Origin of the sequence: Enterococcus sp. DIV0802b, assembly GCF_050543535.1 — a bacterium.
In the GTDB taxonomy this organism is placed as follows: domain Bacteria; phylum Bacillota; class Bacilli; order Lactobacillales; family Enterococcaceae; genus Enterococcus_D; species Enterococcus_D entomosocium.
Genome location: NZ_CP172941.1, coordinates 3,296,065 through 3,316,693, shown reverse-complemented (window position 1 = coordinate 3,316,693; position 20,629 = coordinate 3,296,065). Strand labels below are relative to the sequence as shown.

Here is a 20,629-nt window from a genome sequence, read left to right as displayed (position 1 = left end):
ACCTATGAATGTATTGCATATATCAGATATCCATTTTCGAGAAAGTTACCTGCCTTGTGAAGAAGGGTATCAAGGAATGCTGGCAGCTATGCAAAATCCCTTGATTCCTCTTGAAGAGTGTATCCAAGATGCCAAGGCGCGAGGGGCGATTGATTTGGTGGTGATCAGCGGCGATTTGACCGAAGATGGCGCGCCTGCCGATTATGCCTCTTTGAAGCATTATCTAGAAAAAGCCTTTGGCTCAGTGCCGATCGTAGTAACGCTAGGCAATCATGATATTAAACGGCATTTTCGCCAAGGCTGGCAAGGCAAGTCAGTAGAAACGGCCAGTGATACACCTTTTAATCAAGTCTATGAAACGGAGACATTGGCGGTCGTGGCTTTCGATAATTCCTGTTACGGCTATGCCGACGGTATCGTAGATGAGCGACAGTTTGAATGGCTGCAAGCCACGCTGGCGCAGCTCAAAGAGAAAAAGATCATCTTTGTGACGCACCATCATTTGTTGCCTTATCAAGCAAGCACGCCGGCATGGGCCGGTGCCAATCGTTTGGTGGCATTATTGCAGCAGTATCAGATCTCTTGTATTCTCAGCGGACATACCCATCATGCATTTACGGGAACGATCGCAGGGATTCCTTACTATACTGTGGCAAGTATGTCGTTTGTCGGGGAAGATGAAGGCGAGGGGATGGTCCGTTTTGAAGAACGCTATGGATACAATTTGTATCGCTTCGAGGAAGGCGCACTGGTTCATCAATCCTCAGAAAACTATCGACCGAACCGCGTATTGATGCGGGTCAACATGCAAGGATAAAAAACAGACGTTCCGTCAACGCTGTATTTAGCAGCAGGAAAGGAACGTCTGTTTTTGTGCAAAAAAGGCTTAACCTTGATTGCCAAAGGTTTTGACAACTTCAATCGTGCCGTCGATATGGAAAAACAAGGTATAGTTTTCTTCGGTTTTGATACCGTCAAAGCGACGAGCATAATACGTGACCGCGTCTTTGAAGGTTTGTGGGGGAACCCCTAAATAATCAGCGCATGCCGCCAATGTTTTGCAGCCTTCTTCAAAACAAGCGATGATATCATAGGGCGTGACCACAATCGCAGAACCAATGTCGCGGGCTTTGCGTTCTTGTTTGCGTTTTTCGTTGGTGTCTTGGGCGGTAATGTCGCCAGCACTGGTCAAATAATGACCGATTTCTTCACCGATGGTGCTCAAGAGGTCTTCTTGTGATTGGTCAGGGTTCAAGTAAATATGGTGATCGATGTACAATCCTTGCTGACCATCAGGCATATTTTTATCGAAAATAAAGTGCAAGTCTGGGTAGGCGGCCATCAGTTCTTCTACTTTATCCATTTCCATCATTCCTTTTGGGCGTGCCGCTGTTTTATAAATTCAATATAGCTGAGGATATCTTCCATCTGCTCATCGGTGACGTCATCATCAATATGGGCCGCAACGGTTTGAACTTTTGCAGAGGGCGGCGTGAAGCCTGCCGGGACTTGTCTGCCTAATAAAAAATCGGTGGATACTTGAAAAATCTCCGCGAGTTTGACGATGGTCTCGCCATCGGGTTCGTTACGATCATTTTCGAAATGCGAATACGCTGCGCGGGTGATCCCTAGCTGATCTGCGATCTGCTGTTGGGTTTGGTTGGTTCGTAGTCTGAGTGTTCTTAGCCGTTCGCCAAGCATGAGTGATCGCCTCCTTTTTTGTAGTATAGCACGTTGGATATAATTTGTATCTATTTTTGTATTATTTGATATAAAAAATATCACATCAGTTGACGATACGAATCGTATCTTTTATACTGGAAACAGATGATATGAATCGTATCAAAAAGAATGGGGGAGGATCATGGATACATCGATCGTAACAGTTGTCTTGCCGTCACTCATTACTGGTGTACTTACTTATTTGGCTACCCGAGTATCCAGCAAAGCGAATTTGGAACAAACGAATATCGAAAATGCCCAAAAGCTTTACCTAAAATATGAACAGATCAATCAAGAATTGACCCATAAAATCGATCAGTTAGAAGAAGAAGTCCAAAAGACCGCCAAAACCTACCAAGAAGAAGTCTTGGTCTATCAAGGAAAGCTTGCTACTGCCCAAAGCGAAAGGGATTTATTGCGGGCAGAAAACCAGGTGCTGAAAGAATTACAGCGAGGGAATCAAGTGCCTGTGGCGCGTGAAGAGAAGCAACATTCAGCCGTTGGCTAATAGAAAAAAACTGCTTATCCATCAATAAGCAGTTTTTTTTCTAGTTTTTATTCTTTAATTGATCATTTGTTCATTCACGTAGGCAGCATAAAGCGGGTGATTGTTGATCAATTCTGCATGGGTACCTTGACCGGTAATGGTACCTTTTTCTATAAAGTAGATTTGATCGGCATCCACGATGGTCGACAAGCGATGGGCGATCACTAATGTCGTGCGCCCTTCCATTAGATGATCCAACGCCCGCTGGACCTTTTCTTCCGACTGAGAATCTAGGCTGGCGGTCGCTTCATCGAGCATCAGCAGCTTGGGGTCTCGCAAGAATGCTCGTGCGATGGCGATCCGTTGTTTTTGCCCGCCAGATAGTTTGACGCCGCGTTCGCCGATTTGTGTTTCTAGTTTTTCGGGGAACTCTTGGACGAACTGATCGGCATAAGCCAATGCCAGTCCTTGCCACAATTCCTCCTCTGACAGTGTTCGGCTTAATCCGTATTGCAAGTTTTCCCGAATCGTACCGGCAAAGACCGCACTGTCTTGGGAAACATAGCCGATCTGTGCCCGCCAGTCCTGCAGATCAATGTCAGCTATCGGCTGTTCACCAATCAGCAAGCGCCCGCTGGTGGGTTCATAAAAGCGTTCCAGTAAAGCGAAGATCGTGGATTTTCCGCCGCCGCTTGGTCCCGCAAAAGCAATCACGGTGTTGGGTTTGGCTTCAAAAGAAATGTTTTGCAAAATCGGCCGTTTGGGATCGTAACTGAAATCGATCTGTTCTGCCCGTAGGACTGCGCCGTCGATAGCGGCTTTGGGTGCTGCCTGAATCGGCTCCAGCGGCGTATCCAAAATTTCTTGGATCCTTTCCGTAGCACCCATCGCTTTTTGAACTTGCGAAAAGAACATCGCAAACGTCGTCACAGGCGCAATAATATTAAAGAGATACAGTAGAAAAGCGATCAATGCGCCGCTCGTCAAGGTGCCGGCTTGGACACGGATCGCGCCATAACCAAGGATTCCTACGAGTAAGCCCAGCATGGCCGTCGTCATAATTGGCTGCAAAATCGCACTAACTTTCGCATCCTTGACACCGAGGGTAAAGATTGCCCCAATGTTGCGCCGACCGTTTTCTTGTTCACTAGCTTCTCCGTTGCTGGCTTTGATCAAACGGATCTCTGAGAGTTTTTCGCTGGCATCCGCATTGAAATCGGCAGTCGCTGCTTGTAGTTGGCGTCCTAGTTTCGACATGATCTTGCCGATCGGCCACATGATCAAGGTGATCAAAGGCACCGCACTGAACATGATCGCAGCCATCTTCCAATCCATCAAAAACAAGATGATCATCGAACCAACCAATTGGATCAAGCCAGTGACAAAGCTGGGAAATTGCGAGGTGACTAGTTCTTTGATCACGGAAGTATCATTAACGAGTCGCGAACTGCTTTCCCCCGACTTATGGTCATCAAAATAGCTGACTGGCAAATGCAGCAGATGTTTCCAAAGACGTTCTCGTAATGTTTTCACGGCACTTTCTCCCACATAGCGCAAGAGAAAGCCGCCTAAAGTGCCTACGCCTAATTGCAGCACAAAGGCTAGGATCAAAACGACTAGCATGGAGGTGTTGAACGTGGGGGTGCCGCTGGCATCGACTAGCGTTTTCGTCAGCTGCGGCACGACCAAACTGGCGGCACTCGTGATCAGGCTAAAGAGCATCCCTAAAAGAAACAAGCCTTTCTTGGGATTGACACTGACGATCAGGTGGATAAAGTCTTTCATTTTAAATTTATTTTTGTTCACTGTTGGTGTCGTTGTTTCCATTCGTTTTCCTCCGCTACAAGCAAGATGGCCTGCAGCTTTTTCTTTTTCATTAGGTGCTATTAGAAATCCTGCCAATCATCTTCGGCTGCTTCGTCTTTAGAAGCGGAATCAGGTCTTGCTTTGCGGTCTTGTCCAAACCCGTAGGCATCAAAAAAGTTGCCTTTTCCCGATGTGTCCCGTGGATCATTCGCCTCGCTACTATCAAATGGCCCAAATGGCCCAAATGGCCGATTGCCAAACATGCCGCGGTGTCCAGGAAATGGCATTTGCCGCATGGCTTCTTTGATCTGCTTTTTCATTTGACGCCGCTCGTCAGCGCCCATATCTTGCCAAGTATCTTTCATTTGTTGCTTCATTTTTCGGCGATCGTCATTCGTCATTTCCTGCCAATTTCCACCCCATTGCTTCATCATCTGTTCCCGGATCTCCTGCATAGCTTGTAGACGATCCATCGGGTCAATAAAGCGTTGCGTCTGTTGCTGAAAGTCAGCTTCCCACCCAGCGGCGATGTTTTCAAGCAGACGGGCAAATTCGGTTTGTTCTTCCTCTGTTAACCCAGCAAAAAACGTTTGACTGCTGGCGGCTTCTTTTTGTGCCAGTAATTTTTCTGCTTTTTTTCGTCCAGTCTCTGTCAGAAAGATTCGTTTGATCCTTTTGTCGGCTGCATCTTCTTTGCGTTGGATATCCCCACTGCTTTCCATTTTCTTCAATAGTTCTGCCAAGGAACTTGGCCGTAAATCTAAAACTTCTGCGAGGTAATTTTGCACCAAGCCATCTTCTAAATTTAAAACGGTTAGGACGCGTTGCTGTCCAGAAAGGCGTTGGTTATTTTGACTCATAAAAGCATTGCTGGCTTCGCTGATAAAACGAAGCTGTTTCATTAAGTGATCGGTCATTGTACTCATTGAGAACACTCCTTTTGAATTATTGTTCGGTACCTAATGATATCGATGAGTTGATTATAGTTCGGTGCCGAACGAATGTCAAGAGGAAGTAGCTGGGATTTTTTTCTAACAAAAAGTAAGCAAAATGATTGACTTACTAAAAGTAAGTTTGATATGCTGAGTCCATCGTTAAAGAAAACACAATAAAAGGAGTACAAAAGAATGGTCTTTGGATTTGGGAAAAAAGAACAAATAATTGAAAAAGAAGTAATTAAAGAGGTGTATCGCACTCCGGAAAAGAAAAAAGCGCAAAAAATCGGAATCATCGTTGGCAGCACGAGAGAAGGCCGCGTGAGTCCGCAAGTAGCCAATTACGTTTTACAAACAGCACGAGCACATAGCGACCGCTCATTTGAAATCATTGATATCAAAGACTACGACTTGCCCTTTATGGGTACAGGCGAAGCGAACCAAGCGTGGAATGAAAAAATCGCTGAATTAGACGGCTATATCTTCATCGTACAAGAATACAATCATGGGCTATCGGCTTCCTTGAAAAATGCGTTGGACAGCGCCCGCGAGGAATGGTTCAACAAAGCAGCAGCAATCGTCAGCTATGGTTCAGCAGGGGGGATTCGGGCCGCTGAGCAAGTTCGCTTGATTTTGGCGGAACAAAAAGTAGCCACGGTGCGCACCAATCCGGCCTTCAACTTGTTCACTGATTTTGAAAACTTTGCCACCTTTACTCCTGGCGAGCATATGACTGTGGGAATGAACGACATGTTGACGGAATTACTGGACTGGGCCGACACATTTGCCAATCGTTAAAAAAACAAACGAAAACAAACTTAGGGGGAACCAATCATGAAATTTGGTATTATTTTAGGCAGTACAAGAGAAGGACGCGTAAGTCCGCAAGTCGGAGCATATATTCAAGAAATTGCTACTCAACGGTCAGAGCATCAGTTTGAGATCGTTGATGTAAAGGCATTTGATTTACCGTTTATGGGAACGGCTGAGCCAAACATGGCATGGAACAAAAAAATCGCTGAGTTAGATGGCTATATCTTCATCGTACAAGAATACAACCACGGTTTTGCGGCTTCCTTGAAAAATGCCGTAGACTCTGCACGGGAAGAATGGTTTGATAAAGCAGCTGGGATCGTCAGTTATGGTTCTGGCGGTGGGATTCGTGCCGCTGAACAATTGCGTAACGTTTTAGCTGAACAAAAAGTTGCCACCGTGCGGACTAACCCAGCCTTCAATCTCTTCACAGATTTTGAAAATTTCAGTACCTTCAAACCCGGTGCGCACATGGCTGCAGGTGTCAATGACATGCTGGATGAATTGTTGTTGTGGTCAAAAGCTTTTGCCACGATTCGCTGATCTGTTTTAGGAGGTCACCATTTATCATCGATCATTTGCTGTTTCATTCATTGAATGGAGCAGCATTTTTTTGCGTTTCCAAGGAATGGTTTTCACTGGAAAGGCTATTTCACTGAAAGAATGACTAAAAATCGGGTATACTAGAAGAACAGAAGATGCGGGCAACTGCGTTCGATTTTTTGCCCAACGAGTGCATCCAGTAACAGAGGAGTGAACAAGAGCATGAATCTACTTTTTGCGATTGATGATCGATTCAGTGAACAATTAAAAACAACGTTATATTCAATCAAACGCCATACGACAGCAGCATCTTTCGATGTCTATGTCTTACAAGAAAAAGAATTGAGGCAAGGTGCAGAGCTAGAGGTCTTTTGTCAAAAATTGGCGATGACCTATCATCCCGTCATCATCGGTTCTGGTTCGATCTTTAAAACGGCACCAGTTAGTGACCGCTACCCAGAATCAATCTACTATCGATTGTTGGCACAAAATTACTTGCCGCAGCAGGTGGAAAAAATCCTGTATCTGGATGCGGATATTTTGTGCATCAATGATTTGCGCCCCTTGTATGAGCTGACGTTAGGGGATTTTCTGTATGCCGCTGCCAGTCATTCCAAGCTGACAGAAGTGACGACGGTCATCAATAAAGTCCGTTTGCGCAATTATGAGTCAGAAGGCTACTATAATTCAGGTGTCTTGCTGATGAATGTGCACCAGCTACGGCAAGAGGTCAAAGAAACAGAAATCGCAGCCTTCATTGAGAAAAATCATTTGAACCTCTTTTTGCCGGATCAAGATATTTTGAATGGGTTATATGGTGATCGGGTGCTGGCGATTCCTGATCAGCTCTATAACTATGATGTACGGAAAAACCGTACGTATGAGACGATCAGCCTAGGGGAATGGAGTTTGGATTGGGTCATCGAACATACCGTTTTGCTGCATTTTTGCGGCAAAGAGAAACCATGGAAGAAAGGCTATCGCAGCCGCTACGGTTCGTTATACAAATATGTAGAAAATGAACGGCGGAAGTTTGAAGAGGAACAATCAAAGAGCGTATGATTAAAAAAGCTTTACTTGGACAAAAGACAGGTAAAGCTTTTTTTTCGATCATTTTTTGAAGGGAATTCTTGTAAAATCAAGTAGACGCATCTAATTTGCTTCCGCATCGATAAGGAAACACCTTGTGTTCAAAAAGAAAGCGCTATCTATTATGATGACATTATCAACCCATTGCCATGCTAAATCAGGTGAGCAACTGATTTATTCAACGTAAGGAAAATCAGTACTACACCACTATTTAGCAGCTACTGAACATAGATAGTGAAAATGAGTGTATTTGTTAAGGAGGAAAACTATATGAAAAAAGCATTAATCATCTGTGCAGGCGGTATGTCTTCATCGGTCATTGCAAAAAAAACGACGGAATATTTTAAAGAGCGAGGAAAAGAAATTGAACTAGATGCAACGTCTGCCTCTCAAGGAGCAGCCACGATCGCCAAAGATGAATACGACCTATACTTAGTCAGCCCTCAAACTAAGATGTACTTTGCGAATCTTGAAAAAGCTGCCATCAAGTACCAACGACCCATCGTAAATATTCCGCCCCAAGCCTATGTTCCGATACCGATGGGCATTGAAAAATTAGCTGCTGTGGTAGAACAAAATATCAAATAGCAGTTCAAAGCAGTTCAAATAAGTAGCTAGATGAAAATAGGTTGATGAAAAAGGTTGATGAATAATGTTGAGTAAAAAAGAAATCATCATGCTAAAGATGCTCTACCAAAACCGCAACACATACACTAGCAGCAAACAGATCGCAAATCAACTGGGGGTCTCGGATCGGACTACTCGCAAGTACGTTCAAGGTCTGGGACTTATCCTGAAGAACCATAAGATTGGTCAAATTTGTGCCAAGCAAGGACAGGGGTATCGCTTGAACATCACGGACCAGCGTTCCTTTGATCTGTTTTATTCAGAGAAGACCAATCTCAGGCCAACAGCTGACGATCTAACCACGATCAATGAAGCCAATGACCGGCAATATTTTTTGTTAAATCAATTGTTATTTGGGCATAAGCCCGTTTTTGTTGATGATTTGGCAGCGGATCTATGTGTTTCACGCTCGACGATTTCGAATGATATCGTTGAAATCAAGCAATTATTAAAGCCTTACACGATCGAGTTGAAACATCGAACCAGCCAAGGCATTTATGTCGAAGGATCTGAAAACAGTCTACGGCATTTCATCATGAATTACTTTTTCATGAATCGCCTGCAAGACAATCTTTATGCATTCTCAATGTACAAACATCTATTAGAGGGGATAGCGATCGAGGAGATCGTGATCATCGTCTTGGACACCTGTCGTAAATACTTTTTGAAACTCTCTGATTTTATGATCTATACGATCGTTCTGCATATAGGCTTAGCGATAAAACGGCTGCAGTCGGGCTTTGAGATCCAGCTGCATCCGCAGGATCCTGAATTGGAACAAGAAGCAGAATACCAGTCGGCTATAGAGATCGTTGAGAAGATTCGCCAACAGATGGGCATTGCTTTGCCGCCAGAAGAGGCTTTTTATATCGCCATTCACTTAAAAAACAAACTAGTTTCCGAAACTATCCGTGAACAGATCGATTTAGATGATAACGAGGTCAAACAACAGCTGTTAGCTGTTTTGCATAAAATCGATCAAGAAACCGGCTTTTGCTTAGTCGAAGATCCACTGTTGATAGAAGGGCTGATGATGCATATCACCCCCTTATTGCAACGATTGAATAACGGTACGAGTATGGAGAATCCTTTGCTAGAGACCATCAAAAAAGATTACAGTGACTTTTTTCAGTTAACGATTCGGCATTTTTCTGATGTTCCCTTCTTTGCCCCCTATAGAGTGACCGAAGGAGAGCTTGCCTATTTGACGATCCATTTAACTGCTGCGATGGAACGCTTAGCGAATCAACAAAAAGCCAAGGTCATAGTGATCTGTGCAACAGGAATTGGTAGTTCGCAAATGTTAAAAAATCGTTTGGAACACGAACTTGGTTCAAAAATCGTGATTGAAGATATGATCAGCTATTACGAAATCAGTGAACAAAAACTAGCAGGGATCGATTTGATCATTTCATCCATCAAAGTACCAGATGTGGTTCTAAATATCCCCATCGTCACCGTCAGTGTTTTTTTAGATAAAAAAGATATCCAAAAAATCAATCGCCAGTTGAAGCAGTATAAAATCAAAAAACAGTATGGTAGCATACTGAAACAACAGCCGAAATCTTTATCTGACAAGGAGCGGGAATTGATTGAGACCAGCTTTCGCTCAGAACTTTTTCTGCTGATAGAGGAAGAGACTGACAAAGCAACTGTTATGGATCAGTTGCTGACGAAAATTGAAGGCTTGGAAAAACGTTCAGTGAAAGAAGCGCTAGGCAAGCAGCTTGCTTTACGAGAAGCCTATAGCTCAGTAGCCTTTTCGGATCATTTGGCGGTGGCGCACCCCATTGAACCGATCACCAATGATGCTTATGCGGCCGTTGCTATACTAAAACAAGGCATAAAATGGGATGACGAGCATGACCAGATCCAGCTGATTTTCTTACTTTCCCCTGATCGATTGGGGCAAGTAGAATTGAACAAAATCAGCCAACTGTTAGTACCGATCATTGAAGATGAATCATTTAAAGATGCACTCATAGCAAGTGGTGATTTTGAACATTTTATGAAATGTTTTATTGGGTATCACCTAGAAGCACATATATAGCACATGTAAGGGAGAAAGAACAATGGAATCAGAAAAATTACAAGAGACCGCTTTTCAAATCATTCTTAGCAGCGGGGATGCTCGGACAATCGTTCATGAAGCATTCCAAGAGATGCGCCAAGGAACTTTTGAAGCAGCACAAGCAAAACTGGATCAAGCAAATGAAGCACTAGTAGAGGCCCATAAAGCACAGACGGGCTTATTACAAGAATACGCCAGCGGCGAAAAAATCGACATGGAGATTATCATGGTCCATGCACAAGATCATCTAATGACAACGATGACTTTGCGAGAAGTGGCGATTGAAATGCTGGCGTTATACCAGCGAGAGCGGTAGAAAGGAAGGGAACAAATGACCAATCAAGAACAACAGAAAAAAATGGCAGAAAAAAATTTTCGGTTTAATCGCTTTTTATTTCTAAGGTATGTATTAGCAGTGTTTTTCTTTGCAAATCTTTATTGGTTATTGGCTGCGATGGCCAGCAATGCCCTACTCCTGATTCTTCCGCTGGCGCTGTTGGTTTTGGCTATTTCGGCAATTGGAGAATACGTGCGCCTTTATGGCAGCCACTCAGAGCAAATAGCAGAAAAACTGCGGTGGACGCGCTTGTTTTATCTTTGTCAACTGACGATGAATCTCCTTTTATGCGCCGTTTGTTTCTTCTCTCCTCTGTTTTCATTCGTTTTTCCTTTTCTTGATAATACACTGCACAATCGAGGCATTCTTACACTCTGGCTTAGTGTGGGGCTAACGTTAGCTGCGCTATGTTTGCAGCGTGTGAATAAGATCCGTCACAAAAAAGATACGTATTATGGATATATTAAAGAATACCAAAAACTCATTGAAGGGAAGTAGTTACATTATGGAACAATCAAATAGCAAGTTGTTCAGTCTCTTAGAAACGGCCGTCATGGGACCGTTAGGAAAAGTGGCACAGTTCAAAATCGTACGTGCCATCATGGCTGCTGGGATGGCTTCGATTCCTTTTACGATCGTTGGCTCGATGTTTTTAGTTATCAATGTATTGCCGCAGACCTTTACCTTTTTAGAAGATTTCTTCAATAATACTTTTTTCAGAGTCAGTGAATTGTATATGCTGGCAAACAGCACGACAATGGGACTTTTGGCATTATATTTTTGTATCGTTCTCGGCTATGAATACACCAAGATCTATGCGGAAGAAGAAGAGTTGGATCTTGCGCCTATGAGTGGGGCGTTACTATCGATGTTTGCCTTTTTCATGTCGATCCCACAATTGATGATTGTGGATGGCAACATGTCACGGATCACCGATCAAGAAAATGCTATCATCAATGGCTGGGCGATCGGTGGCGACGGGGTGGAGCGTTTAGGAACGACCGGGATATTTACCGGTATCATTATGGCGGTGTTGGCCGTTCAGTTGTACCGTTTATGTGTGACGAAAAAATGGGTCATTAAAATGCCTGAAGAAGTCCCATTAGGGGTTGCCCGTGCCTTTACAGCATTGATTCCCGCCTTTGTTGTGGCCTTCACGGTTCTTATCATCAATGGCGCATTAGTTGCAGCAGGAACGGATATTTTCCAAATCATTGCGGTACCTTTTGGGTTTGTTACCAATTTGACCAACAGTTGGTTAGGTTTGATGGTGATTTACTTTTTAGTCAGTGCATTATGGTTAGTAGGGATTCATGGCGCAAATATCATTTTCTCTGTATTGACGCCAATCACCTTAGGCAATTTGACAGCCAATGCTGAGGGCGCCAATTTTGCATTAGCTGGTGAGTTTAACAATGCGTATGTGACCGTCGGTGGTTCAGGGGCAACGCTAGGTCTCGCTTTATTCTTGGTTTATCTGGCGAAATCAAAACAATTAAGAGTGTTAGGAAAAGCTTCGATCATTCCAGCATTATTCAATATTAACGAGCCGTTGATTTTCGGGATTCCTTTGATTTATAATCCTTTCTTAGCGATTCCCTTTTTCTTAGCACCGATGGCATCCGCATCGATTGCCTATTTTGCGATCGAATTGGAAATCATTCGACCGATGATCGCCCAAATGCCATGGCCTTCTCCAATCGGCATCGGCGCATTTATTGGAAGTGGAGGCGATTGGAAAGCCGCAGTTTGTGCTTTCTTATGTGCAGGCGTTGCCTTTTTGATCTACTTCCCATTCGCTCGTTCTTATGACGCAGGCCTAGTCAAGCAAGAAGCCCAAGAAGGGGAACAAGCAGCATAAATCGAAAGGAATAAGAAAGAAACGTCCACACGGCCGTTTCTTTTTTTAAGCGTTCTATTCTGCTTTTTTTCGATTCGATGGTACGATGAAACTAGTGAGTTATGAAAAAAAGAAGGAGTGGAGAACATGAAATTTTTAATTTGGCTGGTCTGTGTGATCGGCATTGAAGCAACAGGAATCATCTCGAGTTTGTTTGCAGGGGACATTGCCGGAACGTATGCGCAAATGGAAAAACCCTTTTTAGCCCCTCCTGGCGGGATCATTGGGATCGTTTGGACGATTTTGTATGCCTTTATGGGAGCGGCGTTGTATCTGTTGATCGTCGCCAAAGTCAATCCAGCGCTTAAAAAGAATGCCTACATCTTCTTTGCGATCCAGCAAGTATTAAACTTCTTTTGGAGTATCGTTTTCTTTGGCTGGAATGCTTACTGGGCAGGAACGGTCATTATTGTCTTGTTAGTGTTATCAGTGATTATTTGTATGATCCTTTTTGCTCGCATCGACAAAAAAGCGATGTACTTGTTTATTCCTTATTTGATTTGGTGTTTATACGCCGGCTACTTAACGATTGGCTTAACTTTATTGAATGCCTGATAGAAAAACCCTCTTCCAAGCGTCTTGTTGGAAGAGGGTTTTTTCTTTTAGATATAGTCTTCAGTCAATTCCATAAAGCTGGCAACATCTTTTAGGACCATGTCGATCCCTGCTTGCCAGAAGTCTGGTTTCGTTAAATCGACACCAAGGTGTTTTTGCGCCAGTTCTTCCGTCGTCATTGAAGCAGTATCTTGCAATAAAGCAATGTATTCTTCTTCAAAGCTAGACCCTTTTTCATTGGCATACGCGTAGATCCCCATACTAAAGAGGTAACCAAAGGTATAAGGGAAGTTGTAGAACGGCACATCGTCAATAAAGAAGTGCAATTTGGCTGCCCAGAAATGTGGGTGATAAGTCGCTAACCCATCCGCATAGCTTTCTTTTTGCGCCGCAGTCATCATTTCCGTGATTTGTTCCGCTGAAACCAAGCCCTTTTGACGAGCTTGATAGAAGCTGTTCTCAAAAATAAAACGTGCGTGGATGTTCATGAACATCGCGATCGCATTTTGCATTTTAGCATCCAATAGATTGATTTTTTCTTCTTTTGTCGTTGCTTCTTTGAGGGTTGCATCAGCAACGATCAATTCAGCAAAGGTACTTGCTGTTTCGGCAACGTTCATGGCATAGTTGCGGTTTAATTCTGGCAGCTCCCAAAGAACGCTGCTGTGAAAAGCGTGACCGAGCTCATGGGCAAGCGTCGCTACTTCGTTGACAGAATTGCTGTAGGTCATGAAAATACGTGATTCTTTGGTTTCTGGCAAGCTGGTGCAATAGCCGCCAGGACGTTTGCCGGGACGATCTTCTGCTTCGATCCAGCTTTTTTCAAAAGCGACTTGGGCAAAGTCAGCCATTTTTGGGCTGAACTTACGGAAGTTGGTCAAAATGAAGTCAGCTGCTTCATCAAAGGTGTAGGTTCTTTCTTCCATATCGCCAAGGATGATTGGCGCATCTTGGTCTTGCCATTCCATTTTTTCTTTGCCGAAAAGCTGCGCTTTGCGGGTCAAGAAATCAACGATCGGCTGTTTGTTCTTTTGGATCGTGCCCCACATAGCATCCAATGTCGCTTTTTGCAGACGATTGTATTCTAATGGTTCCTTCAAGTAATCAGTGACACCGTGAAGTTTGAAGGTAGAAAGGCGGAAACCGTCTAAGTGGTTCAAGGTATCCGCAAAGAGGTCTTCTTTTTCTGCCCACGTCTTTTCCCAAGTGTCGAATAAACGCGCACGAACTTCCGGATCAGGATCACCCATCATTTTATTGAAGGCTTGACCAGCTGAAAACTTGATCGTCGTGCCGTCTTCTTGCAGGAAAGGAATTTCGATCGAGGCAACGATCGTATCGTAATGTTGGCTCCAAGCATTCAAGCCATCTAAATTTAAAGTATTGATGATGGTCTCTTCTGCTTCGGATAACAATTCTTTGCCGTCGCGGCGAATCTCGCTTAAACGAAAAGCGACAGGTGCTAAGTTTTCCGCTTTAACTAGTGCTGTCCAATCATCCTCAGAAATTTCTGTCAATTTTTTCGAGAAAACGGTTTGTGCTGCTTGCAGTGCTGGCAATTTTGCGTAGAGGTCACCCGTCAGGATTTTGGCTTTGCTGTCATTGACATTCGCTGAAAGCAAGGCATTGATAAAGCTGCCGCATTGTGAAAATCCTTGACTAATAGTTGCGGATAAATCAAGTAACTCTTCTAATTTTGCTGCATCGTCTTCGCTGTTGGGCGACCATGCATCGACTGTTGTTCGGTAATTTGCAATTTGTTCTTCCAGTTGGCTCATGCGTTCTTTTAATTGAACAGAATCGCTGCCTCCCGGAAAGATTGTTTCCAGATTCCAATTGATTGAATAGGTCATTCCTATCAAACCCCTTTCTTTTCCTTCGATCTTATTAAGTATAGCATAACGAAATTTGGTCGCAACCATCAGAATCCTTATGAAATAAGGGTTCTTGATGAAACTGTACCAAAAACAAAAAATGGAATGTATAACTCCTTGATCTATTGATAGGGCGGAAAAACGTCAAAAATAAAAAAACTATCACATCCTCATCAAATTCTTAGAAAAAAATCGATGGATAAATATTACATATGAAAAAAAACAGCGAGTAAAAAAACGCCTGATGAGCGATATTCGCTTTTTCATGCATAATGCCAAATCCTTTGCGAAAAGAACACGAAATATACCACTGCGAAAGCGTATACAATTAGGTAGCATAGAGGTGTAAACAGAAGAAGGAGGAAGAAAAATGCCAAATGCTATTCATGTTTTTTCAGAGATTGGACGATTGAAGCAAGTCATGCTTCACCGCCCTGGTCGGGAATTGGAGAACCTTGTTCCTGATCATTTGAACCGCCTGCTATTTGATGATATTCCTTTTTTGGAACAAGCCAGAGCAGAACATGATCGGTTTGCGGAAGTCCTACGTCAAAATGATGTGGAGGTGTTGTATCTAGAAGATTTAGCTGCTGAATCGCTCACGTCACCAGAAATCAAACAGCAATTTCTCAAGGATTATTTAGCGGAAACTACAATCCAAAGTTCTGAGATCATTAAAGAAGTCACGGATTATTTTATGTCTTGTGACAATGATCGGGAACTGATCGACAAAACTATGGCTGGTTTAGCCAAAAATGAACTGGAGCTGCCAAATACCCAGAGCCTCGCTGGGACCGTGGATGATCAATACCCATTTCTGATCGATCCAATGCCGAATTTGTATTTTACACGAGATCCCTTTGCGACGATTGGTAACGGAGTATCCTTGAATCGCATGTATTCAGAAACAAGACGGCGCGAAACGTTATACGGCAAATATATTTTTGCTCATCATCCAATGTTCCAGCAAAATCCGCCTCATATGCTTTATGATCGCGCCCAACCAACCCGCATCGAAGGTGGCGACGAATTAGTTCTGTCAAAACATGTGTTGGCGATTGGTATCTCGCAACGAACGGATGCCGCTTCGATTGAGCAGCTGGCCCGCAAAGTGTTCGAAAATGAGCCAAGCTTTGAGTATGTTCTAGCGTTTGACATTGGTCAAGAGCGCAAATTCATGCATTTAGATACGGTATTTACAATGGTCGATCATGACAAGTTTACGATCCATCCAGAAATCGAAGGAGAGCTGACGGTTTATTCAATCTCACGAGCAGGTGATGGGGTGACGATCAAAGAAGAAAAGGACACGTTGGAAAATATTTTATGTCGCTATCTAGAACTAAATACGGTTGAATTGATTCGTTGCGGCGGCAGTGATTTGATTGCAGCAGCTCGGGAACAATGGAATGACGGTTCCAATACCTTGACGATCGCACCTGGCGAAGTCGTCGTATATGACCGCAATACCATCACCAATCAGAAGTTGGCAGAAGCCGGTATCAAATTGCACAAAATCTCCGGCAGTGAATTGGTTCGTGGTCGTGGCGGTCCTCGTTGCATGAGCATGCCATTTGTTAGAGAAGATATTTAAATCAGAGGAGGAATCATCGATGGAACAAGTATTTAAAGGAAGAAGTTTTTTAGCAGAAAAAGATTTTACGAAAGCCGAGTTAGAATACCTCATTGATTTTTCAATCTATTTAAAACAATTGAAAAAACAAAATATTTCTCATCGTTATTTAGAAGGCAAGAACATTGCCCTTTTGTTTGAAAAAACATCGACTCGGACACGGGCGGCCTTTACGACAGCTGCCATCGATCTTGGTGCCCATCCAGAATTTTTAGGCGCGAATGATATTCAGCTAGGCAAAAAAGAATCTGTCGAAGATACAGCAAAAGTTTTAGGCAGCATGTTTGACGGTATTGAGTTTCGTGGATTCAGTCAACAAGTCGTTGAAGATTTAGCCAAATTCTCCGGTGTTCCTGTTTGGAATGGCTTAACCGATGAATGGCACCCAACCCAAATGATCGCTGACTTTATGACCATCAAAGAAAACTTCGGCACCTTGGAAAACATTACGCTAGTTTATGTGGGCGACGGCCGGAACAATATGGCGAATAGTTTGTTAGTGACGGGGGCAATTTTAGGGGTCAACGTTCGTATCTGTGCACCAAAAGAACTTTTCCCAGCGCAAGAAGTGACAGACTATGCCAACAAATTTGCTAAAGAATCTGGCAGTCAGTTGATGGTAACAGATGATATCCAAAAAGGCGTCAAAGATGCAGACGTCTTGTATACCGATGTTTGGGTGTCAATGGGGGAAGAAGACCAGTTCGAAGAGCGGGTGAAGCTGTTGAAAGATTACCAGATCAACCGCGAAATGGTGATGGCCACCGGAAAACAAGACGATGGCTTGATCGTGCTGCACTGCTTGCCAGCGTTCCATGATACGAATACGACGTATGGAAAAATGATCGAAGAAAAATTTGGCATTTCTGAAATGGAGATCACAGACGATATTTTCCGTAGTCACTGGGGTCGTCAATTTGAAGAGGCTGAAAACCGGATGCACTCGATCAAAGCGATCATGGCAGTAACATTAGGCGATCTATTTATTCCTAGAGTGTGAGAAGGAGCAGTGAGCAGATGAGTGAAAAGAAACCAACGATCGTTGTCGCCCTTGGCGGCAACGCCATCTTAGCAGAAGATGCCAGTGCCAAAGGGCAAAAAGAGCGACTCAAACAGACCGTGGACTACCTGATTCCCTTGATCCGAAAAGACGTCAATTTGATCATTACTCATGGGAATGGTCCCCAAGTGGGAAACCTGGTTTTGCAGCAGCAAGCGAGCGATTCTAGCAAAAACCCAGCAATGCCTTTAGATACCTGTGTCGCCATGACCCAAGGCAGTATTGGCTATTGGTTGCAAAATGAGCTGAGAATCCAGTTGAAAGCAGCACAAATAGCGAAGCCGGTGGTGACTGTGGTCACGGAAATTACAGTCGATGCCCAAGATCCAGCATTTGCCCATCCGACAAAACCAATCGGGCCGTTCTTAACGGAAACGGCTGCCAAAGAAGCCATGGCGGCTTCAGATGCCATCTACCGGGAAGATGCTGGTCGTGGCTGGCGGAAAGTCGTGGCTAGTCCTGCACCACAAGCGATCCAAGAAGTTGCCAGCATCAAAGCGCTGATTGAACAAAACACGATCGTCATTTGTGCAGGAGGCGGCGGCATTCCCGTGCTAGACAATGGCCTGGGTGTTGAAGCCGTGATCGATAAAGATTTTGCTTCTGAAAAATTGGCTCGATTAGTCGATGCGGATCAGCTGATCATTTTAACGGGCGTAGAAAAAATCGCTTTGAACTTTGGCAAGGAAAGTGAGCAGTGGTTGGATCATGTGACCGCCGCGGAATTGGAAACCTATGTCGATGAAGGCCATTTTTCACCAGGTAGTATGTTGCCGAAAGTACAAGCCGCTTTGAACTTTGTCAAAATGGGGGCGGAAAAACGGGCAGTGATTACTTCTTTAGACAAGCTGGCAGCTATCGATGATGCTGGCACGCAGATCACCTGGAAGTAAGCGAAGCAGCAAAGCAAGACCCAAAACATTGGAGTGAGAAAAATGATCGACCACCAAATAAAAGATCCATCAACAAGAGCGAACAGCTTTCAATGGCTGGAAGAAGAAAATCAGCAGCGTTTGAAAGAGCATATTTACTGCCGTACGTACAAAAAAGGTCAAGTGCTTTTTTATGAAGGCGACGTAAGAGATCGGATATTCCTTGTGATAGAAGGACTTGTGCGGATCGAAAAGACCGACGGAACTGATTCCTATTGTTATGTAGATTTTGTTGGGCCAGATCAGTTATTTCCTTTGATTGGCTTGTTTGAAAGAGACAACTATGATGTATCGGCATTCGCTGCAACAGACATTGTCGTGCAGTTTGCAGCGATGTCACTGTTTGAACCGCTAGTCGTTTCGTCTACAAGTCAGTTGCTGTGGCTCAATCAGCAAATGAGCCGGCAGTTGGAAAAGCAAAGACGCCGTGTCGAGTATTGTGTCACCTCCAGCGCGCAAACAAGAGTCGTTAATACGATTGGTCTTTTGATGATCGAGCATGGGCAGACACAAGGTGAGCAGATTCGCATCCCTTTTCCAGTTTTTATCAATGATATAGCCAAGTACAGTGGAACGACGCGAGAGACAGTCAGTCAAACGCTCAAGGCGCTCGTGCATAAAAGAAAGATTTATTATCGCTACAAAGAACTCATTATTTATGACCAAGATTATTTTTCTCATGTTGCCAAGTAATGGCTGGCAGCAAATAGGATCGATTCAAAAAAGGGGGAACACAGATGAAAAAAAAGCAAAAAGAAAAAAAGTCGCTGACATCATTCAGTATCTTATTTCTGATCATTATCGCCTTGACGGTCGCTTCCTGGCTCTTAGCAGGGCAGCCTTTTGCGCCTTCTTTACCAGCAGGCCAAGAAGAGATGGTCAGCCAAGTGGTGGGTGCCAAGTTTTCTGATTTCTTTATGGCGCCTTTTAACGGATTTCGTGATGCGATCGAGATCTGTGTGTTTATTCTCTGTTTGGGTGGTTTTTTGAATATCGTCACGCGAACAGGCGCTTTGGAAGCCGGGATTCAGCATTTGGTCAAAAAACTCAAAGGCAATGAGTTGATTTTGATTCCGATTTTAATGATCTTGTTTTCGATCGGCGGCTCCACTTATGGAATGGCGGAAGAAACGATTCCTTTTTATTCCTTATTAGCAATAACGATGGTGGCATCAGGTTTTGATACGATCGTCGCAGCAGGAACCGTTATGCTGGGTGCTGGTGCCGGCGTGATTGGCTCCACCGTCAATCCCTTTGCGACCGGCGTTGCGATGGATGCCTTGCGAAGCATCGATATTGCCCCAAACAATGGCACGATCTTAGTAGTCGGGGCATTGCTTTGGTTAGTCACGACCGCATACTGTATCTTTGTGGTGATGTCTTATGCCAAAAAAGTCAAAGCCGACAAAGGCTCCACGATCTTATCGCTGCAAGAGCAAAAAGAAATGGAAGAACATTTTGTCAAAGACACGAACGAAGCCTTGGTGTTTACGCAAAAACATCGCCTGATTTTGACGATTTTTGGTTTATCCTTTGTGATCATGGTGGTTTCCTTGATTCCTTGGGGCGACTTTGATATCCATGTGTTTGACGGTTGGACCGCCTTTTTGACCGGCAATAGCTTCGGTGAATGGTATTTTGGTGATTTGGCCATGTGGTTCTTCTACATCAGTATCATCATTGCGTTGATTCAAGGATTCTCAGAAAAAGAAATCGTGACCAACTTTATCGATGGGGTCAAAGACATTTTATCCGTTGTCTTGATCATCGTTGTGGCACGGGGTGCTTCCTACATTATGCAAACGACGTACTTGGATCTGTTTATTTTGGATCGGGCTTCCCATCTTTTAGAAGGTCTATCACCTGTCCTGTTTGTGATTGGCGCCTACATTTTGTATCTGCTCTTATCGTTCTTGATTCCATCGACTTCCGGACTAGCGTATGTATCGATCCCGATCATGGGGGCCTTGGCGCAAAGCATCGGACTCAATCCGAACGTCATGGTGATGATCTTTACTGCTGGTTGCGGATTAGTGAATTTGATCACACCAACTTCTGGCGTCGTGATGGGGGGATTGGAGCTGGCTCGGGTCAACTATTCCACTTGGACCCGCTTTATGCGCAAACCGTTACTGGTTATCGGAATTTCCAATCTTGCCATTTTAATCTTCTCAATGTTGTTCTTGTAAGCTACGTTTCAAGATGTGAACGAGACGGATCAACTATTTCAGTAAGCGAGGCGACT

At 43.9% G+C, this 20,629-nt stretch carries 21 protein-coding genes; 16 read left to right on the top strand and 5 right to left on the bottom strand.

Features of this window, described 5'->3' with window-relative positions; genetic code table 11:
* Positions 1–4: 4 nt before the first annotated feature.
* Positions 5–817 (top strand): metallophosphoesterase family protein, encoded by an 813-nt coding sequence (locus tag IGJ12_RS15565; RefSeq protein WP_430619172.1) that lies wholly within the window; start codon positions 5–7, stop codon positions 815–817.
* Between the two features lie 69 nt (positions 818–886).
* On the opposite strand, the gene IGJ12_RS15560 is transcribed toward IGJ12_RS15565, so the two are convergent.
* On the bottom strand, positions 887–1,363 hold the full coding sequence (locus tag IGJ12_RS15560; protein ID WP_128487698.1) for an ImmA/IrrE family metallo-endopeptidase: 477 nt from the start codon (positions 1,361–1,363) through the stop codon (positions 887–889).
* 5 nt (positions 1,364–1,368) lie between these two features.
* Entirely contained in the window at positions 1,369–1,701 is a 333-nt protein-coding gene (locus tag IGJ12_RS15555; protein WP_005230670.1) for a helix-turn-helix domain-containing protein, read from the bottom strand.
* Positions 1,702–1,864: 163 nt separating this feature from the next.
* On the opposite strand from IGJ12_RS15555, the gene IGJ12_RS15550 reads away from it, so the two are divergent.
* Positions 1,865–2,230 (top strand): hypothetical protein, encoded by a 366-nt coding sequence (locus IGJ12_RS15550; protein ID WP_005233306.1) that lies wholly within the window; start codon positions 1,865–1,867, stop codon positions 2,228–2,230.
* Between the two features lie 54 nt (positions 2,231–2,284).
* On the opposite strand, the gene IGJ12_RS15545 is transcribed toward IGJ12_RS15550, so the two are convergent.
* Positions 2,285–4,036: an ABC transporter ATP-binding protein gene (locus tag IGJ12_RS15545; protein ID WP_207490813.1), complete on the bottom strand. Its 1,752-nt coding sequence runs from the start codon at positions 4,034–4,036 to the stop codon at positions 2,285–2,287.
* Positions 4,037–4,095: 59 nt separating this feature from the next.
* Positions 4,096–4,941, bottom strand: a complete 846-nt coding sequence (locus tag IGJ12_RS15540) for a MarR family transcriptional regulator (protein ID WP_430619171.1) — start codon at positions 4,939–4,941, stop codon at positions 4,096–4,098.
* A gap of 201 nt (positions 4,942–5,142) precedes the next feature.
* Here IGJ12_RS15540 and IGJ12_RS15535 point away from each other — a divergent pair, with 201 nt between their 5' ends.
* From IGJ12_RS15535 to IGJ12_RS15495, 9 genes are all read left to right on the top strand, one after another.
* Complete coding sequence (locus IGJ12_RS15535) at positions 5,143–5,748, top strand: NADPH-dependent FMN reductase (RefSeq protein WP_082741533.1); 606 nt, start codon at positions 5,143–5,145, stop codon at positions 5,746–5,748.
* A gap of 36 nt (positions 5,749–5,784) precedes the next feature.
* Positions 5,785–6,306 (top strand): NADPH-dependent FMN reductase, encoded by a 522-nt coding sequence (locus IGJ12_RS15530; protein WP_005233313.1) that lies wholly within the window; start codon positions 5,785–5,787, stop codon positions 6,304–6,306.
* 222 nt (positions 6,307–6,528) lie between these two features.
* Positions 6,529–7,368, top strand: a complete 840-nt coding sequence (locus IGJ12_RS15525) for a glycosyltransferase family 8 protein (RefSeq protein WP_008380189.1) — start codon at positions 6,529–6,531, stop codon at positions 7,366–7,368.
* Between the two features lie 297 nt (positions 7,369–7,665).
* Entirely contained in the window at positions 7,666–7,983 is a 318-nt protein-coding gene (locus IGJ12_RS15520; protein WP_008380187.1) for a PTS cellobiose transporter subunit IIB, read from the top strand.
* A gap of 64 nt (positions 7,984–8,047) precedes the next feature.
* Complete coding sequence (locus tag IGJ12_RS15515) at positions 8,048–10,072, top strand: BglG family transcription antiterminator (protein WP_087664540.1); 2,025 nt, start codon at positions 8,048–8,050, stop codon at positions 10,070–10,072.
* 22 nt (positions 10,073–10,094) lie between these two features.
* The gene (locus IGJ12_RS15510; protein ID WP_016620318.1) at positions 10,095–10,409 is read left to right on the top strand and encodes a PTS cellobiose transporter subunit IIA; all 315 of its coding nucleotides are present in this window, start codon (positions 10,095–10,097) and stop codon (positions 10,407–10,409) included.
* Between the two features lie 15 nt (positions 10,410–10,424).
* Positions 10,425–10,928: a hypothetical protein gene (locus IGJ12_RS15505; protein ID WP_086332733.1), complete on the top strand. Its 504-nt coding sequence runs from the start codon at positions 10,425–10,427 to the stop codon at positions 10,926–10,928.
* Positions 10,929–10,935: 7 nt separating this feature from the next.
* Positions 10,936–12,291 carry a PTS cellobiose transporter subunit IIC gene (gene celB / locus IGJ12_RS15500; protein ID WP_008380179.1) on the top strand — a complete coding sequence of 452 codons (1,356 nt, stop codon included), beginning with the start codon at positions 10,936–10,938 and terminating at the stop codon, positions 12,289–12,291.
* Positions 12,292–12,417: 126 nt separating this feature from the next.
* Positions 12,418–12,885: a TspO/MBR family protein gene (locus tag IGJ12_RS15495; RefSeq protein WP_430619170.1), complete on the top strand. Its 468-nt coding sequence runs from the start codon at positions 12,418–12,420 to the stop codon at positions 12,883–12,885.
* Between the two features lie 47 nt (positions 12,886–12,932).
* Here IGJ12_RS15495 and IGJ12_RS15490 read toward each other — a convergent pair whose 3' ends face one another.
* Positions 12,933–14,738 carry a M3 family oligoendopeptidase gene (locus tag IGJ12_RS15490; protein ID WP_034872886.1) on the bottom strand — a complete coding sequence of 602 codons (1,806 nt, stop codon included), beginning with the start codon at positions 14,736–14,738 and terminating at the stop codon, positions 12,933–12,935.
* 391 nt (positions 14,739–15,129) lie between these two features.
* Here IGJ12_RS15490 and arcA point away from each other — a divergent pair, with 391 nt between their 5' ends.
* Genes arcA through IGJ12_RS15465 form a run of 5 tightly spaced genes read left to right on the top strand, consistent with a single transcriptional unit; the run spans position 15,130 to position 20,573 of the window.
* Positions 15,130–16,353 carry an arginine deiminase gene (gene arcA, locus IGJ12_RS15485; protein WP_008380174.1) on the top strand — a complete coding sequence of 408 codons (1,224 nt, stop codon included), beginning with the start codon at positions 15,130–15,132 and terminating at the stop codon, positions 16,351–16,353.
* A 19-nt stretch (positions 16,354–16,372) separates the two neighbouring features.
* A complete protein-coding gene (gene argF, locus IGJ12_RS15480) occupies positions 16,373–17,392 on the top strand; it encodes an ornithine carbamoyltransferase (protein WP_008380172.1) in 1,020 nt (339 codons plus the stop codon).
* 17 nt (positions 17,393–17,409) lie between these two features.
* Positions 17,410–18,345, top strand: coding sequence for a carbamate kinase (gene arcC / locus IGJ12_RS15475; protein ID WP_005233327.1), 936 nt, complete (start codon positions 17,410–17,412; stop codon positions 18,343–18,345).
* 42 nt (positions 18,346–18,387) lie between these two features.
* Positions 18,388–19,077 carry a Crp/Fnr family transcriptional regulator gene (locus IGJ12_RS15470; protein ID WP_005233329.1) on the top strand — a complete coding sequence of 230 codons (690 nt, stop codon included), beginning with the start codon at positions 18,388–18,390 and terminating at the stop codon, positions 19,075–19,077.
* Positions 19,078–19,121: 44 nt separating this feature from the next.
* Complete coding sequence (locus IGJ12_RS15465; protein WP_008380167.1) at positions 19,122–20,573, top strand: YfcC family protein; 1,452 nt, start codon at positions 19,122–19,124, stop codon at positions 20,571–20,573.
* Positions 20,574–20,629 lie beyond the last annotated feature (56 nt).

Coding starts and splice junctions, on each gene's coding strand:
- IGJ12_RS15495 (WP_430619170.1), top strand. CDS start 12,418: ATGAAATTTTTAATTTGGCTGGTCTGTGTGATCGGCATTGAAGCAACA.
- IGJ12_RS15515 (WP_087664540.1), top strand. CDS start 8,048: ATGTTGAGTAAAAAAGAAATCATCATGCTAAAGATGCTCTACCAAAAC.
- argF (WP_008380172.1), top strand. CDS start 16,373: ATGGAACAAGTATTTAAAGGAAGAAGTTTTTTAGCAGAAAAAGATTTT.
- arcC (WP_005233327.1), top strand. CDS start 17,410: ATGAGTGAAAAGAAACCAACGATCGTTGTCGCCCTTGGCGGCAACGCC.
- IGJ12_RS15560 (WP_128487698.1), bottom strand. CDS start 1,363: ATGGATAAAGTAGAAGAACTGATGGCCGCCTACCCAGACTTGCACTTT.
- IGJ12_RS15540 (WP_430619171.1), bottom strand. CDS start 4,941: ATGAGTACAATGACCGATCACTTAATGAAACAGCTTCGTTTTATCAGC.
- IGJ12_RS15545 (WP_207490813.1), bottom strand. CDS start 4,036: ATGGAAACAACGACACCAACAGTGAACAAAAATAAATTTAAAATGAAA.
- IGJ12_RS15565 (WP_430619172.1), top strand. CDS start 5: ATGAATGTATTGCATATATCAGATATCCATTTTCGAGAAAGTTACCTG.
- IGJ12_RS15550 (WP_005233306.1), top strand. CDS start 1,865: ATGGATACATCGATCGTAACAGTTGTCTTGCCGTCACTCATTACTGGT.
- IGJ12_RS15555 (WP_005230670.1), bottom strand. CDS start 1,701: ATGCTTGGCGAACGGCTAAGAACACTCAGACTACGAACCAACCAAACC.
- IGJ12_RS15510 (WP_016620318.1), top strand. CDS start 10,095: ATGGAATCAGAAAAATTACAAGAGACCGCTTTTCAAATCATTCTTAGC.
- IGJ12_RS15465 (WP_008380167.1), top strand. CDS start 19,122: ATGAAAAAAAAGCAAAAAGAAAAAAAGTCGCTGACATCATTCAGTATC.
- IGJ12_RS15490 (WP_034872886.1), bottom strand. CDS start 14,738: ATGACCTATTCAATCAATTGGAATCTGGAAACAATCTTTCCGGGAGGC.
- IGJ12_RS15530 (WP_005233313.1), top strand. CDS start 5,785: ATGAAATTTGGTATTATTTTAGGCAGTACAAGAGAAGGACGCGTAAGT.
- arcA (WP_008380174.1), top strand. CDS start 15,130: ATGCCAAATGCTATTCATGTTTTTTCAGAGATTGGACGATTGAAGCAA.
- IGJ12_RS15520 (WP_008380187.1), top strand. CDS start 7,666: ATGAAAAAAGCATTAATCATCTGTGCAGGCGGTATGTCTTCATCGGTC.
- IGJ12_RS15505 (WP_086332733.1), top strand. CDS start 10,425: ATGACCAATCAAGAACAACAGAAAAAAATGGCAGAAAAAAATTTTCGG.
- celB (WP_008380179.1), top strand. CDS start 10,936: ATGGAACAATCAAATAGCAAGTTGTTCAGTCTCTTAGAAACGGCCGTC.
- IGJ12_RS15470 (WP_005233329.1), top strand. CDS start 18,388: ATGATCGACCACCAAATAAAAGATCCATCAACAAGAGCGAACAGCTTT.
- IGJ12_RS15525 (WP_008380189.1), top strand. CDS start 6,529: ATGAATCTACTTTTTGCGATTGATGATCGATTCAGTGAACAATTAAAA.
- IGJ12_RS15535 (WP_082741533.1), top strand. CDS start 5,143: ATGGTCTTTGGATTTGGGAAAAAAGAACAAATAATTGAAAAAGAAGTA.